The following is a 13,409-nucleotide window of genomic DNA, read 5'->3' on the forward strand; positions in this document are numbered from 1 at the left end:
GGGCGAGCGTGGCCGTCAGCGCGGCGGCACCGGCGAGCGCGACACGGCGGCCCGCACGGGCCACCGCGTGGTGGGACATGGACACAGGAGAACTCCTTGCTGATACGGGAAGAACCGGCCCCACAGACACCGGGGCCGGTGACGGACCGAAGGTGCTCCCCGCGCGGTGGCCCTCTGCGCACCACCGCGTACTCCAGTACATCGTCCCCCGCTTGTATCGCCACCTCGAAGGAGGCGTACAGCCGCCGATCGGGCAGCGCGAACAACGCCCTTCCGGTGCCGCAGACCGGGCGCGGCAGTACATGGGCCAGGGCGGCCGCGGCCGCCCCGGCGAGCGTGCGGAGCGCGCCGAGCGCAGCTGTCATCCGCGCGTCCGCCCGGTGCAGCAGCCAGGCCACGACCAGCGCGGCGACCGCGTGCACGGTCGTCATCGTCGCCCCGGCGTGGTGCCAGGCGTGACCGTCCGCCGCAGCGGTAGCGCCGTGCCCGGCGTGCATCGCGTGCTCCGGCACGGCCGCCTGCGTGTCGCCGTCCGTGAAGGACAGCGCGAGATGCAGCATCCCCTGCGTCGCCAACGTGAACACCACGGTCGCGGTCGGCGCGTAGCGGTGCCTTGTCAGCGGCCAGACCGCTACGAATTGGGCCACGATCGCCGTGCCCGCCAGCCGCCAGGGCACTGTGCCTTCGGCGATTGCGTGGTGACCGAAGGTCGCGAGCACGGTGCCGAGCACGGCGAACAGACCGGCCCGCGCGTACGCGCCCGCGCGGCTGGTCCTGCCTGTTCCGGTACGCCGCTCGTCTCCGGTCACGTGATCACGAGGCACGGTCGCCCATCACCAACTACCAGTTGGCGGCCGTCTTGGGAACAGCCGTGCGACGCCGCACGATCAGGCTCGCGCACTGATCGCCTCGGCGAGCCGGTCGGGGGAGCGGGTGGAGAGGTAGAGGTAGGGGGTGGGGTCGTCGGGGTCGACGACGTCGACGCGTACCGCGGTGGTGATGTAGCTGCGCATCAGCATGAAGGCCCGCAGGTCGGCCTTGTACGTGCGCCAGGCGCGGGCCTCCTCGCCTTCCAGCACCTCCGCGTCACCCAGTGCTTTCAGGGGGATGCGGGCGTCACCGGCAACCAGCAGTTCGCCGGTGACCCGGATCCGCATTGAGCCCTGCCCGCTGACGTAGAACCCGGCGAGGCAGGTGCCCGCCACCAGGGCGATGAGGGCGGCGATCAGGCCGTATGGCAGGAAGATCAGGGCCATGGAGAGGCCGAAGAGTGCGGCGATGACCCACCAGGCTTTGGGTGCCGTGAGGCGTTCGTCGTACCTGAGGGTCTTGTCGAGGGGCACGGCGGTCACCTTGTCGAATATGTCGGGGCCGGCGGGGCTGTTCAGGGGAGTTCACAGGGGGAGGAAGGCGCTGGCGCGCGGGTAGTACTGGCATACGGCACCGGTGTCGACGTCGTAGAACCAGGCGTGCAAGCGCAGCGTTCGGTCGGCGAGCCGGGGTATGACGGACGGGTAGCCGCTGAGGGCGTCGAGTTGGGCCAGGGTGTGCCACTGGCCGGCGGCCGTGTCGTCTCCGGCCAGTGTGAGGGCCGAATCGTCCGGCCATGACATGTCGTTCGCCGGCAACGTCCCGGCCCGGCGTACGGCATCACTGGCGACGTCGCACCGCGAGTGGCCGCACACGATGACGTCCGAGACCTTCAGTTCCTCGACGACGTACTCGATCGTGCGCGTTTCGCCCGACAGGGCTTGGGTGTCACACCGGGGGACCTGCCCGCCGTAGGTGCGCAGTTCGAAGAGGTCCCCGGGCTGGGCGCCGGTGAGCAGGGCGGGGATAAGACGAGCGTCTGAGCACGAGACGAAGAGCGCACGCGGCCGGTGGCCGTCCGCGAGGTCGCCGAGGTCCATGCCGTGCGCGGCCGCGCGGGCGCGGAAGACGCGGGCCTGATCGATGAGGTACTGCATGCGTGCCCTTTCCGCTGCGTCAGTCGGACAGACGGGTGTCGATGAGCGCCTTGAACGCCTCGTACGAGCCGGGAGTGGCGACCATTTCTCCGTCGAGGAAGAAGGTCGGGGTGCCCTGGACGTTCAGCCCGAGGCCGTCGCGCTGGTCAGCTTGCACGCGTGCCGCCACCTTCGGATTCTTCAGATCGGCGTCGAACTGCTTCAGGTCCAGGCCGAGTTGCTTCGCGAACCCGCGGAAGACGTCCTGCTTGGACTCCTGTGCCTCGCCCCACTCCTTCTGGGTCGTGAAGAGCTTGGTGTACATCTCCTCGAACTTCCCCTGCCGGGCGGCGGCTTCGGCGGTCCGCGCGGCGAGCTCGCCGTTGCGGTGCCCGGGCATCGGAAAGTAGCGGGCGACGAAGGTGACCCGGTCCCCGTACTCCTCGCGCAGCTTCTCCACGATCGGGTACATCGCCCCGCACCCCTCGCACTCGAAGTCCAGGAACTCCACGAGGGTCAGCTCGCTCTTTTTCGGGTCGGTGAGGCGGTGGCTGGTGTCGCGTAGGGGCAGCGCTTCGGCGGCGGGCTTCACGTCCAGGCCGCCCGAGTCGCGGTCGTCGGGGGAGACGAGCAGGAAGGCGCCGAGGGCGGCGGCGAACGCGGCCACGATCACCGCGGCGACGAACAGATGCTTCTTCATGATTCCTTGCCGGGGTCGGTAGGGACGGGGCGGGCGGGAGGAGCCGCGGTCTCGCCGGTGCTTTCCGGGGTACGCGGTGGTGGCGTCGCCCGGGCGGGGCGGCGGTCGCGGGCGTGCAGGCTCGCCAGGTAGGCGTTGTAGGCGGCCAGCGGGTCGTTGGCATCGCCACGGTCGATCTTCCGGTCGACGCGGCGGGCTTCGCGCTGGTCCGAGCGCACCCACTGGATCGACAGGATGATCGTGGTGATCAGTACGGGGATGTCGCCGGTGGCCCAGGCGATGGCCCCGGCGTTGTACTGGTCGTCCATCGCGTACTCGACCCAGGGCCGGTCGAGCGCCGACCACCATCCCTCGCCTATCAGCGCGGACGAGCTCATCAGCGAGATGCTGAACCAGGAGTGGAACGGCATTGTCAGAATCAGCGCGAACAGCCGTCCCAGATGAGGCGGGCGCCGCGGCCCGGGGTCGATGCCGATGACGACCCAGAAGAACAGCAGCCCGACGGCCAGGAAATGCACCAGCATGAACATATGCCCGAGGTGGCTGCGCATCAGGGTCTCGAAAAGCGAGCTGTAGTAGACGACGAAGGCGCTGGCGATGAACAGCACGCTCGCCACCACCGGATGCGAGATCACCGCCACGTAGCGGCTGTGCAGCAGCTTCATCAGCATCTCTCGCGGCCCGTCCGGCTCCCCCTTCGGGGCGGGGGGCAGCGCCCGCAGGGCGAGCGTGGCGGGGGCGCCCAGGACGAGCAGGATCGGCACCGTCATCGCGAGGATCATGTGCTGGCCCATGTGCACGCTGAACAGCACCTTGCCGTAGACCGCGAGCCCGCTCATGGTCGCCAGCACGGTCACTGCCAGGCCCAGCAGCCACGAAATGGTGCGCCCGACGGGCCACTTGTCGCCCCGAGCCCGCAGCTTGGCCACGCCCGCCAGGTAGAGCAGTGCAGCCGCCGCGGTGCCGAAGGCGAACACGGGGTCGAAGTGCCACTGCGTGAACAGCGGCGTCCAGGGGAAGTCGCCGAGCGGCGGGGGCATGGGGAAGCCCAGCAGTTCCTCGGTGGGCGAGAGCGAGGCGCCGCCGGCGCCGGGTGCCGGGGTACGCGACAGGCCCACCGCGAGCCCCATCGCGGCGGCCATGAGCAGCAGTTCACCGGCCGCGAGCCGGACGAACGCCCGCCGCCTGCCGTCCTTCAGAGCGGGCAGGGTGCGCTGGCGGTGCCACCAGCCGATGCCGCCCAGTGCGGCGAGCGCCACCGTCTTGCCGATGATCATCAACCCGTACCGGCTGGTGAACACGTCACTTACGGCCGGGAGCCGGACGGCGGCGTTGACGATCCCGCTGGCCGCGACTGCGAGAAGCGCCCAGGCGGCGAGCGGGCTGAAGCGCCGGGCCGCGTCCGCCGCCTCGTCCTCGCGGCGCGCGGCGACCACGAGGACGAAGACCAAGCCGCCGACCCACACGGCCACGCCCACCAGATGCAGGGCAAGGCTGGTGACCGCCGCGTCGTGGTTGCCGGCTGCCGAGGAGTGCCCGGTGAAGACCGGCGGCAGCAGTCCGGCGAGCGCGACCAGGAGGGCCAGGCGGGCCCAGCGCGCCGTGCTGATCCCCACGCACAGCGTTGCGATCGTTCCGGCGGCGGCCGTCATCAGGGCGTACGAGCGTCCCTGGGCGTCGGTCGTGACGAAGTCCGCCAGGACCGCTGCGGAAGCGACCTCTGTGACGGGCTGGGCGAACAGGTCCGAGAGCGTGAACACCAGCGCGGCGGCCGATGCGGCCGCCCACAAGGCCGCCGCTGCCGCAGCCCAGTTGAGGTAGCGCAGCTGCGTGTCGCTGAGCTTCTTACCGCCCGGCAGCAGGACGACGATCAACAGCAACGCACCGATCGTGGCCACCGCGGCTGTGTCCGCGACCGTCCGGGCAACGGGCAGGCCCCATGCAGTCACCGCCCCGGCGTCCGGAATGCCGGGGATCTCGACCGCCGCGCCGCCACCGGCCCACACGGCAACGGCCGTCACCGCGACGGCGACGCCGACCGATGCGGCCAGCACGAGGGGCAGCTGCGGCAGCCGCCTGGTCTTGGTGGTCTCAGTGGCCATGACCGGCCCGCCTCCGCCGCGCCACGTACCCGCCCGCGGCCGCCACAGCCACGGCCAGCACACCGGCACCGATCAGCATGGTGACGCCCGCGTCGGAAGACTCCCCAGCAGCCTCGTCCGCCGCGGTCTCCCGAGCCGGCGCATTGGCCGCCTCCGTCGAACGCGGCGACGGACTGGAACTGCCCGTCCCCTGGACGGTGAAGGTGTACGAGCCCGAGACGGGATGGCCGTCGGCCGAGACGACCCGGTATCCCACCGTGTAGCGCCCGGCAGGGGAGCCGGTGTCGAGGGCGAGCGTGACCGTCTTGCCCGAGACTTGGGGCTCGCCCGTCGCGGCCGACTCGCCGTCCGGCGCGGTGACGGCGATCTTGGCGTACTTCTGGGTCATCGCGTCGCTGAAGGTCAGCGTGACGCGCGGGGACAGTCCGGCGAGCGCGGCGTTCGCGCCCGGACTGCTGGTCTCGAGTTCGGTGTGGGCGGCGGCCTGTGGAGCGGTGACGGCCAGAACCGCCAGGGCGGCGGGTACGACGAGGGTGCGGGCCGCCGTGCGGACGGCACGCCGGTCGATGACGTTCATGACGCGGGACTCTCTGTATCCCCCGGCGACTCGGTCTACGGGGTGGGAGGAACCGGCCCGCCGGGCGGTCCTCGCGTCAGGCCCGTCAAGGCATGCAGGGAACGCCGATCGGCGTCGGCCGGAAAAGGGCGAACGAACTGTGCCCGTGGCGCGGGGGCGCCCTGCCCTCGTGCAGCCGCACCAGCAGCGCCGACACCAGCGGCGAGGTGCTCTCGGCGAACGCTGCCTGCGGCCCGGTGTCGTGACGACCGTTCAGGAGCGGCCAGACGAACAGCAGCAGACTTCCCACGGCGGCCAGCAGAGGCTTGCTCTGCCACAGCAGCCGCTCCGTGATGCCCAGCAGACGGGCGGCGAGCAACAGCGTGACCAGGTGCCCGGCCAGCAGCACACCGGGCGGCGGCCCGGCGATCGCGTCATGTTCCATCAGCCAGGACAGACCACCGAGGATGCCGTCCTGGCCGGTCACCGCCGCGCAGGCTCCCGGCAGGGAGTAGGCGCCGTGGTAAGCGAGCTGCGCGACCGCGAGCACGCCCAGCAACTGGGTGTCGGTCAGCCGCTGCCGCGTCAGGACTGCCGCGCCGGGTACGACGACCGCTGCCATCGCGGCCACGATGATCCACCGGGGCGTGTGCCCTTGCGACAGCACATGCCCGGCCAGCGGCAGCAACACACACAGCACCGCCAGAACCCCGGCCCGCAGCCCGCGCACCGCACCGGACGCCGGCGAGCCGGGTCCTCGGAGACAGTGCGTGCGCATCAGATCGGGGCCTTCAGGAAGTCCCTCGCGGGGAGCGATGGGGCGGCGGGTGACGGGGCGGGGTACGGAACGCAACCGCGAGGCCCGTACACCCTGGCAGCGTACCGACTACCCCGCCCACCGGTTCACGACAGGGTGGAGCTCGTGACGCGCCCCGCTCGGGCGCTTCCGCCGGTCGTTGAATTTGTGCAGGTCAGAGGCTATTTAACCGACATGACAACGGTCACCGATGCAGCCTTTGGCGATTCGCGGTGGTGTGCGTTTCACTCAGGGCAAGGCATTCGTCGCGAGGGGGAAGACGTACCGATGAGCGATCACAGCCACGAGCACGGCCCGGGGCACGAGCACGGAGGGGGCGGGCACGCCGGGCACTCCCACGGCGTCGCGGCGGACGCCGACCGGCGCTGGCTGGGGATCGCGCTCGCCCTGATCACCACATTCATGGCGGGCGAGGTCGTCATCGGCATAGCCGCTCAGTCCCTCGCCCTGATCTCGGACGCGGCGCACATGCTGACCGACGCCGTGTCGATCGTGTTCGCGCTGATCGCCATGCGGCTGGCCGCCCGCCCGGCCCGCGGCGTCTTCACGTACGGGCTCAAGCGCGCGGAAATCCTCTCCGCGCAGGCCAACGGGCTGACGCTGCTGCTGCTCGGCGCCTGGCTGGCGTACGAGGCCGTGCACCGCCTCATCGATCCGCCGGAGGTGGAAGGCGGACTGGTGTTCGGCACCGCCCTCGCCGGGATCGTGGTGAACATCGCGGCAGCCTGGTGCATTTCCAAGGCCAACCGGTCCTCTCTCAACGTCGAGGGCGCCTACCAGCACATCCTCAACGACCTGTTCGCCTTCATCGGCACCGCGGTGGCCGGTCTGATCGTGCTGCTCACCGGGTTCGCCCGCGCCGACGCCATCGCCACGCTCGTGGTCGTCGCCCTCATGTTCAAGGCCGGGTACGGACTGCTGCGCGAGTCCGGCCGCATCTTCCTGGAGGCCGCCCCCGCCGACATCGACCCGGACGCGCTGGGCGACATGCTCGTCGCCCAGCCGACCGTCGTCGAGGTCCACGACCTACACGTCTGGCAGATCACCTCCGGTCAGTCCGCGCTGTCCGCGCATGTTCTGGTCGAGCCGGGCGGCGACTGCCATGCCATGCGCCGCGACCTGGAGGAACTCCTCCAGCGCGACTATGGCATCACCCACACCACGCTCCAGGTCGACCACATCCCCGACCCGGTGCTGCAGGTGGCGCTGGGCGGCGGCACGAACGACGACGCGTCGCACTGCGAGGACCCGCACGGGCCGGTCCACCGGGACGGGCCGCACCAGCACTGAGGCCCTGGCTGTTCCCGGGCTGCGAAACGGACGGCTGGTCACTCTCCCCACCCCCTCAGCAGATAATCCACGGTTTCCTGAATCCAGGAATTTGTGTACCGTTGTGGGGTGCTGACCATCGCCTCCGACATCGACGCCCTGGCCCGCTTCGGCCGCGCGCTCGCCGACCCGATCCGCTGCCGCATCCTCCTCGCCCTGCGGAAGGCGCCCGCACACCCGGCCGATCTGGCCGACGCGCTGGAGATCTCCCGCACCCGGCTGTCGAACCACCTCGCCTGCCTGCGCGACTGCGGCATCGTCGTCGCCGCTCCTGAAGGGCGGCGCGTGCGCTACGAACTGGCCGACGCCCGCCTCGGTCACGCCCTGGACGACCTGCTCGGCGCGGTCCTTGCCGTCGAAGCCGACCGCACCTGCCCGGACGCCGAAGACAAGGGCTGCTGCTGATGACCACCACGATATCCCTCGGCCCCACGCCGGACCGCCGAGCCCAACTGGCCCGCCGCATACGCCTGCTGGTCGCCGCCACCATCACCTACAACGTCATCGAGGCGGTCGTCGCGATCACCGCCGGCACCCTCGCCTCCTCGACCGCCCTGATCGGTTTCGGTCTGGACTCGGTCATCGAGGTCTCCTCCGCCGCCGCGGTCGCCTGGCAGTTCTCCGCCACCGACCACACCGTTCGCGAGGCCCGGGAGAAGACCGCGCTGCGCATCATCGCGCTGTCCTTCTTCGTGCTCGCCGCCTACGTCACCGTCGACTCCGTCCGCGCGCTGACCGGCAGCGGCGAGGCACAGCACTCCACGCCCGGAATCGTGCTGGCCGCCCTCTCCCTGGCAGTCATGCCGTTCCTGTCCGCCGCCCAGCGCCGCGCCGGACGCGAACTGGGCTCCGCCTCGGCCGTCGCCGACTCCAAGCAGACCCTGCTGTGCACCTACCTGTCAGCCGTCCTCCTCATCGGCCTGCTCGCCAACTCCCTGTTCGGCTGGACCTGGGCCGACCCGCTCGCCGCCCTCGTGATCGCCGTCGTCGCGGTCAAGGAAGGCCGCGAGACATGGCGCGGCGACAACTGCTGTGCCGTGCCCCTCGGAGGTCTCACGGAAGCGGCGGACCAGGACGGGTGCGGCTGTGCCCCGGGCTGCGCCTGCTGCACCCCGGCCAAGGAGGCGGACGCCCGATGACCGCCTGGGGCTGGGCAGCACTGGCGCTGTACGGGTTCTGGCTGGTGACCGCCTTCGGCGTGCGCACGGTGATCCAGCTCCGCCGTACCGGCGACTCGGGTTTCCGCGGTCTTTCGGGCACGCCGGGCTCGGCCTCCTGGTGGGCCGGGGTGCTGTTCGTCGTCGCCCTGCTCGGCGCTGCCGCCGCGCCCATCGCGACACTGGTGGGCCTGCCCGTCCTTGGTGGCGATGCCCCTGCTGTGCATGGGGCCGGTACGGCGATCGCCGTGGTCGGAGTTGTCGGCACTCTGATCGCTCAGCGGGCCATGGGGGCGTCCTGGCGCGTGGGCGTGGACCAGGAAGAACGCACCACTCTCGTGAGCCGCGGCCCGTTCGCCCGCGTCCGCAACCCGATCTTCACCGCGATGGCCGTCACCGGACTCGGACTCACGTTGATGGTCCCCAACGTCCTGGCGATCGCCTCCCTCGCCGCGCTGATCATCGCCGTGGAGCTGCAGGTACGTGTGGTCGAGGAGCCGTATCTCCGGGCGATGCACGGCTCTGCCTACCTCGACTACGCGGCGGGGGCAGGCCGCTTCATACCTGGCGCCGGACGACACCGGACCAACGCCACGGACGCCAGTCCCTAGCCACGCTCCGATGCCACACCACAGGCGAAAGGACCGGGGCCACCTTGACCAGCGGTAACACTCCCGACTCCGCCAGCGGGCCGGCGCACTCGCCCACGGCGTGAACGAGTGGCGGGCCAGAACTGGATCGGGGGTGCCGACGGCAGCCGCCCGCTACTAACCCCAGTCGATTGGGCCCCAAGCACACGTTCTTCACATGATTAACGCGCGTTGCGGAAACAAATCTCTGCCCACCCGACGTTGTCGATCTCCGATGCGATGACGGGGGGTGGTCGGCTTGAAGCTGTTCCGTACGGGCACAACGAAGAGCGGCGTGACCGAGGTCACGCCGCGTCTTGCTGAGGTCGAGGCAGATGTGCAGGGCCTCGTCGAGGAGCACATGGAGACGCTGTTGGGCGTTCGGTTCCTGGCGAGCGAGTACGGCACGGGACCGGTCCACGGGGGCCGGATCGATTCGCTCGGGCTGGACGAGAACGGATCGCCGGTGATCGTCGAGTACAAGCGCGGCGTCGATGCCGGCGTCATCAACCAGGGCCTGTTCTACCTGGCGTGGTTGATGGACCACCGGGCCGAGTTCGAGCGCCTGGTCCGCGACCGGCTCGGGGTGACGGCCGCGTCCCAGGTGCTGTGGAGTGGCCCGCGCCTGATCTGTATCGCTGGTGACTTCACGCGATACGACGTGCATGCCGTTCGCGAGCACCGGCGGTCGATCGACTTGGTCCGCTACCGATTCTTCGGCAGCGACCTACTCGGGATTGAGACCGTGGCGTCCGTGAACGGCGGCATGCAGGTGGCCCGCCGGGTGCGTCGCCAGGCGGTTGCTCGGGCAGCAGTTGACGTCCAGGGCGCGTCGATGATGGAGCTGGCGGGCGTGGTCGACGAGGCACTGCTCGGGCTCGGGGACGGTGTGAACCGTGTTGAGCGCAAGCAGTACCGGGCGTATCAGCGGCTGCGGAACTTCGCCTGCCTGTGTCCGCCGCAGCGGAGCAAGCTGCTGGTCTACCTGAAGGTCGACCCGCAGGACGTCGACCTCGTTCCGGGTTTCACCCGTGACGTGTCGGGTCTCGGTCACCACGGGACGGGTGATCTGGAGGTGCAGCTGCGTACGCCGAAGGACGTGGAGCGGGCGCAGGATCTGTTCCAGGCGAGCTACGCAGCAGCGTAATCGCCTGTGGCCTCTTGGCTGTGCTTGCTTTGTGGCTGCTCTGTGGTCGTTGGGTGGTGCCTTTCGACGTGCGGGCAGGGCGTGGCGGTGGCCTATCAATGGTGCGCGGGATCGCCGGTTTGGCTAACCGGCGATCCCGCGCTATGTTGCCCCGCTCTCGCGTGCCGATGATCAGTGTGAACGGCTGGCAGCGGGACCGGCCGTGACCGCCGGAGCGGCTGGTGGGCTGGTGGGCTGGTGAAGAGGGTCGTCCTGCGTTCGGGGCCCGCGGTCTGCGGGCGGCGAAGGCCGGTTTCGTGGGCGAGGGTTTCGGAGAGATCGGCCAGCAGCGAACTCGGGGTGTGTGGGGGGGGGCTTCTCCGAGCGACTGCCGGGGGATTCGGCTTCTGATGCTGGCAGCCAAGGGCTTCCTTGGCACGTTGAAATGTTCAGGATCTCTGGGTCGTGACAGCGGTACCTGGGAGGACGGGCAGCGAGTGCAGTGCGCGTGTGCCAGGGATGCTGGAGGTTCCCACTCCTGAGCCCGGGCAGGACACATGATCGAGGGCACGTTTTGGACGGCCGGCCTCCGACATGCCGATCGCGGCCGCTCCGGTCGAGATGCCTGGGTGGTGTTCCTCCTCTCGGTCCAGAGCTGAGCGTCTTTGGATGAGGCTGATCAGCGCGGCGTCCGCGGAGCAGGTCGGCTCCAGAGCCGGATACACCGCCCCCAGGCTCGTCGCCGTGCTTCCCGACGTCGCGCTGCTCTCAACCGCCCGGCTTCTCCTGGCAAGCCCTCATACTTGGCTGAAGGTTGTGGAGCCGAGAGGTACCAGGCGCCGTGGAGTGGGCTGGTCTCCGTCCGGCCAGCGCGACCCAGGGTTCTCGGCAGTCGCCCCGGTCGTCTCGCCCGAGTGCTGGGCGGCGCCCGGACGAGGCCAACCCTCGCATCGGCAACAAGCACGGCTGCATTCTGGAACTGGAGGAGCGCCGCTAACCACCTCAAGATCATGACCGAGGCGGGCCTTCTGAACCGCGAACGCTGCGGCACCTGGTCCTGGTACTCGGTCAACTACGACGGCCTCAACAAGGTGCGCGCGATCCTGCAGCCGTCGGTCGGAGCACTGGCGGCCCAGGCCCTCGACCGGGTGTAGCCGCAGGGCGCCACGGCTGCAGCCGCCATTTGCGCTGTCGTACAGCAAAGGACCGGCCCGTCAAGGGACCGGTCCTACTTTTGCGGCCACTCAGCCGAGGTGGTCGGCCAGTTCACGCTCCAGCGCGGCCTTCGGCGTGGCGCCGACGATCGTCTGCACGACCTCGCCGCCCTTGTAGACGTTCATCGTCGGGATCGACATCACGCCGTACTTCACGGCGGTGTCCGGGTTCTCGTCGATGTTGAGCTTGACGATCTCGATGGCGTCGCCGTGCTCGGCCGCGATCGCCTCCAGGGAAGGGGTGAGTTGGCGGCACCGGCCGCACCAGGCCGCCCAGAAGTCGACGAACACGGGCTTGTCGCTGCCCAGGACGTCCTGCTCGAAAGATGCGTCGGTGACGTTCTTGAGGGCCATGAGGGTCTCCTCGTAGGGGGCGGGACGGGTGCCGTCAGACGGCGGCGAGGGCCGCAGCCGCGGCGGGTGCGTCGGCGAGGGCGGCGAGGTACCGCTCAGCGTCCAGTGCCGCCGCGCAGCCGGAACCGGCCGCGGTGATGGCCTGGCGGTAGGTGTGGTCGACGACGTCGCCGGCGCCGAAGACGCCCGGGATGTTCGTGCGCGTCGAGGGCGAGGCGACCTTCAGGTAGCCCTCGGAGTCCAATTCCAGCTGGCCCTTGAAGAGTTCGGTGCGCGGGTCGTGGCCGATCGCGATGAACAGGCCCGTCACGTCGAGGTCGCGGGTCTTGTCGGTGAAGACGTCGCGCAGCGCGACTCCGGAGAGCTTGCCGTCCTCTTCCTTGATCTCCGCGATCTCGCTGTCGAAGGCGAAAGAGATCTTGTCGTCGGCGAAGGCGCGGTTCTGCATGACCTGGGAGGCGCGCAGAGTCGAGCGGCGGTGCACGACAGTGACCGATTTGGCGAACCGGGTGAGGAAGGTGGCTTCCTCCATGGCGGTGTCGCCGCCGCCGACCACGACGATGTCGCGGTCGCGGAAGAAGAAGCCGTCGCACGTAGCGCACCAGGACACGCCCCGGCCGGACAGTTCGTCCTCGCGCGGCAGCCCGAGCTTGCGGTAGCCGGAGCCGGTCGCGACGATCACCGTCTTCGCGCGGTGCACGGCGCCGGCGGTGTCGGTGACGGTCTTGATGTCGCCGGTCAGGTCGACCTCGACGATGTCGTCGTCGATCATCTCGGCGCCGAACCGTTCGGCCTGGGCCCGCATGTTCTCCATGAGGACCGGTCCGTCGACGCCCTCGGGGAAGCCGGGGAAGTTCTCGACCTCGGTGGTCGTGGTCAGCGCGCCGCCGACGAAGATGGCGCCGCCGAAGACGAGCGGCTCGAGTTCGGCGCGGGCGGTGTAGAGGGCGGCGGTGTATCCGGCGGGTCCGGAGCCTATGACGATGACCTCGCGGACATCCGTGCTGATGCTCATGCGGTCGGCTCCGGCGCGATCTCCTTGATGAGACCCTCGACCAGCACCTTGATCTCGTCACGGATCGGACGGACGGCCTCGACGCCCTGGCCCGCCGGGTCCTCCAGCTGCCAGTCCAGGTACCGCTTGCCGGGGAAGACGGGGCAGGTGTCGCCGCAGCCCATGGTGATGCAGACGTCCGACTCCTTCACCGCGTCCACGGTGAGCGTCTTCGGCACCTCGGCGGAGATGTCGATGCCGACCTCGGCCATGGCCTCGACGGCGGCCGGGTTGACGCCTGCGCCCGGGTTGGAGCCGGCGGAGCGGACCTCGACACGGTCCCCGGCCAGGTGGGTCAGCCACGCGGCGGCCATCTGGGAACGGCCGGCGTTGTGGACACAGACGAACAGCACGGAGGGCTTCTCGGACATCTGGAGGTCTCTCTTGTCTCGCGACGACATCAGGCCCGAATGAATTCAGCACCC

General features: G+C 69.9%; 16 protein-coding genes. 6 read left to right on the plus strand and 10 right to left on the minus strand.

Features of this window, described 5'->3' with window-relative positions; all coding sequences use genetic code 11:
• The 7 genes from O3Q52_RS04145 to O3Q52_RS04175 all read right to left on the minus strand — a co-directional run.
• Nucleotides 1-809, minus strand: an 809-nt coding sequence (locus O3Q52_RS04145) for a hypothetical protein (protein ID WP_269647400.1), incomplete at its 3' end; no start/stop codon positions are given.
• 78 nt (nt 810-887) lie between these two features.
• Entirely contained in the window at nt 888-1,352 is a 465-nt protein-coding gene (locus O3Q52_RS04150; protein ID WP_269647401.1) for a DUF3093 domain-containing protein, read from the minus strand.
• Nucleotides 1,353-1,394: 42 nt separating this feature from the next.
• On the minus strand, nt 1,395-1,967 hold the full coding sequence (locus O3Q52_RS04155) for a carbonic anhydrase (RefSeq protein ID WP_269647402.1): 573 nt from the start codon (nt 1,965-1,967) through the stop codon (nt 1,395-1,397).
• 19 nt (nt 1,968-1,986) lie between these two features.
• Nucleotides 1,987-2,646 (minus strand): thioredoxin domain-containing protein, encoded by a 660-nt coding sequence (locus O3Q52_RS04160; protein WP_269647403.1) that lies wholly within the window; start codon nt 2,644-2,646, stop codon nt 1,987-1,989.
• Nucleotides 2,643-4,748, minus strand: a complete 2,106-nt coding sequence (locus O3Q52_RS04165) for a bifunctional copper resistance protein CopD/cytochrome c oxidase assembly protein (RefSeq protein ID WP_269647404.1) — start codon at nt 4,746-4,748, stop codon at nt 2,643-2,645. The genes O3Q52_RS04160 and O3Q52_RS04165 overlap by 4 nt, the downstream gene beginning before the upstream one ends.
• The gene (locus O3Q52_RS04170; protein WP_269647405.1) at nt 4,738-5,325 is read right to left on the minus strand and encodes a copper resistance CopC family protein; all 588 of its coding nucleotides are present in this window, start codon (nt 5,323-5,325) and stop codon (nt 4,738-4,740) included. Before O3Q52_RS04170 ends, O3Q52_RS04165 begins: the two co-directional genes overlap by 11 nt.
• A gap of 85 nt (nt 5,326-5,410) precedes the next feature.
• Complete coding sequence (locus O3Q52_RS04175; protein ID WP_269647406.1) at nt 5,411-6,082, minus strand: hypothetical protein; 672 nt, start codon at nt 6,080-6,082, stop codon at nt 5,411-5,413.
• A gap of 306 nt (nt 6,083-6,388) precedes the next feature.
• Here O3Q52_RS04175 and O3Q52_RS04180 point away from each other — a divergent pair, with 306 nt between their 5' ends.
• The 6 genes from O3Q52_RS04180 to O3Q52_RS04205 all read left to right on the plus strand — a co-directional run bounded on the left by O3Q52_RS04180 (nt 6,389) and on the right by O3Q52_RS04205 (nt 11,516).
• Nucleotides 6,389-7,411, plus strand: a complete 1,023-nt coding sequence (locus O3Q52_RS04180) for a cation diffusion facilitator family transporter (protein WP_269647407.1) — start codon at nt 6,389-6,391, stop codon at nt 7,409-7,411.
• A gap of 108 nt (nt 7,412-7,519) precedes the next feature.
• Nucleotides 7,520-7,855, plus strand: a complete 336-nt coding sequence (locus tag O3Q52_RS04185; RefSeq protein ID WP_269647408.1) for a helix-turn-helix transcriptional regulator — start codon at nt 7,520-7,522, stop codon at nt 7,853-7,855.
• The gene (locus O3Q52_RS04190) at nt 7,855-8,589 is read left to right on the plus strand and encodes a cation transporter (protein ID WP_269647409.1); all 735 of its coding nucleotides are present in this window, start codon (nt 7,855-7,857) and stop codon (nt 8,587-8,589) included. The genes O3Q52_RS04185 and O3Q52_RS04190 overlap by 1 nt, the downstream gene beginning before the upstream one ends.
• Nucleotides 8,586-9,218, plus strand: coding sequence for an isoprenylcysteine carboxylmethyltransferase family protein (locus O3Q52_RS04195; RefSeq protein ID WP_269647410.1), 633 nt, complete (start codon nt 8,586-8,588; stop codon nt 9,216-9,218). Before O3Q52_RS04190 ends, O3Q52_RS04195 begins: the two co-directional genes overlap by 4 nt.
• Nucleotides 9,219-9,486: 268 nt before the next feature.
• On the plus strand, nt 9,487-10,383 hold the full coding sequence (locus O3Q52_RS04200; RefSeq protein WP_269647411.1) for a DUF5655 domain-containing protein: 897 nt from the start codon (nt 9,487-9,489) through the stop codon (nt 10,381-10,383).
• A gap of 989 nt (nt 10,384-11,372) precedes the next feature.
• Entirely contained in the window at nt 11,373-11,516 is a 144-nt protein-coding gene (locus tag O3Q52_RS04205) for a hypothetical protein (RefSeq protein ID WP_269647412.1), read from the plus strand.
• A gap of 90 nt (nt 11,517-11,606) precedes the next feature.
• Here O3Q52_RS04205 and trxA read toward each other — a convergent pair whose 3' ends face one another.
• The 3 genes from trxA to O3Q52_RS04220 are packed head-to-tail and all read right to left on the minus strand — an operon-like array spanning nt 11,607 to nt 13,355.
• Nucleotides 11,607-11,930, minus strand: a complete 324-nt coding sequence (gene trxA / locus O3Q52_RS04210; RefSeq protein ID WP_269647413.1) for a thioredoxin — start codon at nt 11,928-11,930, stop codon at nt 11,607-11,609.
• A 34-nt stretch (nt 11,931-11,964) separates the two neighbouring features.
• Nucleotides 11,965-12,945, minus strand: coding sequence for a thioredoxin-disulfide reductase (gene trxB / locus O3Q52_RS04215; RefSeq protein ID WP_269647414.1), 981 nt, complete (start codon nt 12,943-12,945; stop codon nt 11,965-11,967).
• On the minus strand, nt 12,942-13,355 hold the full coding sequence (locus tag O3Q52_RS04220; RefSeq protein WP_269647415.1) for an arsenate reductase ArsC: 414 nt from the start codon (nt 13,353-13,355) through the stop codon (nt 12,942-12,944). Before O3Q52_RS04220 ends, trxB begins: the two co-directional genes overlap by 4 nt.
• Nucleotides 13,356-13,409 lie beyond the last annotated feature (54 nt).

Origin of the sequence: Streptomyces sp. ActVer, from assembly GCF_027270795.1 — a bacterium.
Taxonomy (GTDB): Bacteria; Actinomycetota; Actinomycetes; order Streptomycetales; family Streptomycetaceae; genus Streptomyces; species Streptomyces umbrinus_A.